Below are 3514 nucleotides of genomic sequence, written 5' to 3'. Positions count from 1 at the left end.
AAATTGAATATTTCATGGGGTGAATAATAGACTCGCGCCAGACATCACTGCGTGAAGGAACTACCAGCAGTGACCCCCCATGTTTATGGGCTCTCATCGACGTGGCGATCTGAATCAACACGTTTACAGAATGGTTCGGTGATACCGATGAAAATCCTAGTAAAGATGTTAGAAGCACAGGGCAATCCGGGAGATTACGGCTGTCTTCATCGACAATTTTGATCTGGTCCCCAATTAAAACTACAATATTCGTAAACTTTCCAAAGCCATTTGCGCGCCGGTGTTTTATAACCAGCAGTCCAGGCTCAGATACATCAAGCACAAAGCAGTAATTGGGTATTTTATGGGTAGTGCCCCAAATGTATAATCCGTCATCATCATACCAGACACCCAAATGGACGCCTGCCCTTTCTACACCGGGGCCAAGTTTGGTAAGGACGTTTGGACTAAAGGTAAGCTTATGCTCAAAGCGCAGCGGCAGCCCGGCCTGTTCCGGAGACAAAAAAGCGATAGAAACTTTGGGTGAATTCCCCTCTTCCCTTCTCAGACTGGCCCAAAAAGCAGTATCCAGAATCTGTTCAACGTGATACGCTGACGGCACAGACGCGAGATATGTCTCTCCTTTTTCAACTGCTTCCTCGAGATGCTGTGTAAATATATCAACGACCCTGTCCGCGACAGCGGCCGCAGCTTTATAAGTAGACTCTCCTGATATAGTTTTTGCCTGATCCATGTGTTAAATTTCTTAGTAGGCAGATTTATGATCTAATATACGCTTCATTTTTTTGAAGATTTAATTCCGAAAGGATCTTATAAGATTTTACCCGTGCATCGTGATCATAGATCATTCCAGCCGCCATGATCTCATCAACGCGGGTATCATCCGCGAAAGCCTGCATTTTAGCTTTTACTGTCTCTGCAGATCCAATGAACGTATAGCTTAACATCTGCTGCGTGGCATAACGCTCGGCTTCATTCCAGATAGAGTCCATGTTATCAACCGGCGGCTGGAGTGTAGTCCTTGTACCTTTAATCACATTTAAGAACGCCATGTAAAGTGATGTTGCAATTCGCTTTGCTTCAGCGTCGGTATCGGCAGCAATAACATTCACGCAAGCCATTGCATACGGTTCTTTCAAAAATTCAGACGGGCGGAAACTATCCCTGTAAACTTGCAAAGCTGTAAAAAGCAGGTTTGGAGCAAAGTGGCTTGCAAAAGAGAATGGCAATCCAAGCAGTCCCGCAAGCTGTGCGCTATAGGTGCTTGAACCTAAAAGCCATATCGGAATATCAAGGCCCTCGCCCGGTATAGCCCTGACACGAGCGCCTGCATTGTCTGCAGACAGATATTCCCTGAGTTCCGCTAAGTTCTGAGCGAAATCTTCACCAGCACCCTCAAGATTCCGGCGCAATGCCATAGCTGTAAGCTGATCTGTTCCCGGTGCACGCCCAAGCCCGAGATCAATACGTCCGGGAAATAAAGATTCCAATGTTCCAAACTGTTCTGCTATTACCAAAGGTGAATGGTTTGGAAGCATAATACCACCTGAGCCAACACGGATCTTCGAAGTACCACCCGCAACATGCGAGATCAGGATTGAAGTGGCAGAGCTTGCTATTCCCGCCATATTATGATGCTCGGCAATCCAGTAACGCTCGTATCCGAAACGCTCTGCATTCTGAGCCAGATCAAGAGTATTTTTAAAAGAATCTGCCGGAGTCTGACCAGAAATTACGGGAACGAGGTCTAAAACCGATATGGCCACCCGCTTATTATTATCCGAAATATTTACCATTTAAATCACCAATTAACCTGACTACTTTTTGGGTTCAGACCTGTCGGTAAAATTAAGGTTTAGATAAACGAAAGCTTAAAAAGGGTATAATTTGAAAGTCAAAATAAAAACGGGCAATTGTCAAATTAAGTTTAACGGCCAGCTGTGGAAGTTTCAGTTGGCGGATAGTTACAAAGCTCAATGGGTCGGTTGACACAGCGGCTTGGGCCGCTTGTCTTGATGAGATCCCCGATCAAGTCGGGGAACAATCCACTTGATAATTGATACTGTTAATCAGTACCCACTATTCCGCGAAGCAAGTTGGCCTCTTATTCAGCCTAAACAGGCTTGGCCGATTTATTTTTAAATGCAACAGAAGCGGTTGGCCTTTTATTTACTTCTGACGGCCTGATCTCAGGTTTAGGCGCTGCTTCAATAACCGGAACTTCGTCAGGCAGAATATAAGTAAGGAAAGCAGGTTCCTTGGGTGTATTAAAAGGAAGCCTGTTTTCAACTTTTGAAAGAAGGTCACGTTCGTCGATATTTCCTTCTACGTGGATAGATCCGTTTATTACTGCGCCAGGCTCAATGGATATGGCGCTTGCCCGTATGTGCCCGCTTATAACGGCAGTACTTTTTATATCAGCAAACTCCGTAGAAATGATATCACCATCCACCTTGCCACTGATGGAGGCTGTCCTGGATATCACGTTTCCTGAAATTTCGGCGGTACCGGTTACGATAACTTCTTTTAAGGAGTATATATTGCCTTTTAATACTTGATCAAGGATGATTGAGCTTGATGAAATAAAATTATCATCCACACGCATAATCGTGGTATGAAAATCTGCAATAATTTCTTGCGGGCCAGGTTTTTTGCTTAGGAATTTCTGAATAAAATTCACAACCTTTTTTATCATTTAATTATTAATCTAACTACGAAACTTTCATTACCATTATCAAGTATACGTATAATCTCACAGCACAAACTAGCATAAGCATACGATTAAGTTAATAAAATGTTTTAAAAAACGATTAAATGTGGTATTATAGCTACTTATTAAAACAGCAGATTACCTGCTCTTCTCTTAATCTTGCCTGATGATAGTTTCCAAATCTGATTTCAGCACTATATTAGTTGTTGGCACCACAAAGGGCGAAACCAAGTCTCTCCGGGTCAAAACAAAACATATAAACCGTCTCAGACAATACGCTTTTACAATTTGCTTCACACTGCTGTTACTGACGGTAACCATCATATTCCTCTCTCTGGAAGTCAGCAAGATCAAGCAGGAAAGGATAGCATACGCACAGGAAATAGCATACTTAAAAAGCCAATTCCTCGTTGCCAGCGATACGACACAGGCAAAAAATTATATCCAGAATATAGAAAACAAGCTTGAAAAAATTAATCAGTACCTGATAAAAAGGGGGATAAAAGGATTCTCTGTTAAAGATGTTGGTGGAAATGATGAAGCGGCAGCAGAGCTTAGTCCTGAAGAAACTTACGCTTTATATAGTGAAAGGTTGGAGGATATTCTGGTAGGTATCGCATTTACTCCTATTGGTTATCCGGCGAATTTTGTCATGAACTCACGCTTCGGATACAGAAGCGATCCCGTTAGGCGCGGACGGGTTGAGTTCCATCCCGGCATCGATTTTAAGGGACGCAGAGGTGATGCCGTTAAAAGCACTGCAGATGGCCAGGTAATAATAGCCGGCTGGTTCCAGGGTTACGG

General features: G+C 43.3%; 4 protein-coding genes. 1 reads left to right on the top strand and 3 read right to left on the bottom strand.

The genetic code is table 11. The features are described from left to right. The 3 genes from WKF69_RS10085 to WKF69_RS10075 form a co-directional block, all read right to left on the bottom strand. The coding region (locus WKF69_RS10085; RefSeq protein WP_340381578.1) for a putative sensor domain DACNV-containing protein at positions 1-733 on the bottom strand (733 nt) is incomplete at its 3' end. Positions 734-758: 25 nt separating this feature from the next. After that, positions 759-1796, bottom strand: coding sequence for an LLM class flavin-dependent oxidoreductase (locus WKF69_RS10080; protein WP_340381577.1), 1038 nt, complete (start codon positions 1794-1796; stop codon positions 759-761). Positions 1797-2113: 317 nt separating this feature from the next. Further along, positions 2114-2695 (bottom strand): polymer-forming cytoskeletal protein, encoded by a 582-nt coding sequence (locus tag WKF69_RS10075; RefSeq protein WP_340381576.1) that lies wholly within the window; start codon positions 2693-2695, stop codon positions 2114-2116. A gap of 181 nt (positions 2696-2876) precedes the next feature. On the opposite strand from WKF69_RS10075, the gene WKF69_RS10070 reads away from it, so the two are divergent. Further along, a partial coding sequence (locus WKF69_RS10070; RefSeq protein ID WP_340381575.1) for a M23 family metallopeptidase occupies positions 2877-3514 on the top strand: 638 nt, incomplete at its 3' end.

The sequence above is a fragment of the Daejeonella sp. genome (assembly GCF_037719425.1).
Taxonomy (GTDB): Bacteria; Bacteroidota; Bacteroidia; order Sphingobacteriales; family Sphingobacteriaceae; genus Daejeonella.
The sequence above is the reverse complement of the archived record's forward strand: the minus strand, read 5'-3'. Positions and strand labels throughout refer to the sequence as shown.

Bases quoted from the DNA above. Each gene is read 5' to 3' on its own strand.
- WKF69_RS10075 (WP_340381576.1), bottom strand. From the start codon at position 2,695: ATGATAAAAAAGGTTGTGAATTTTATTCAGAAATTCCTAAGCAAAAAA.
- WKF69_RS10080 (WP_340381577.1), bottom strand. From the start codon at position 1,796: ATGGTAAATATTTCGGATAATAATAAGCGGGTGGCCATATCGGTTTTA.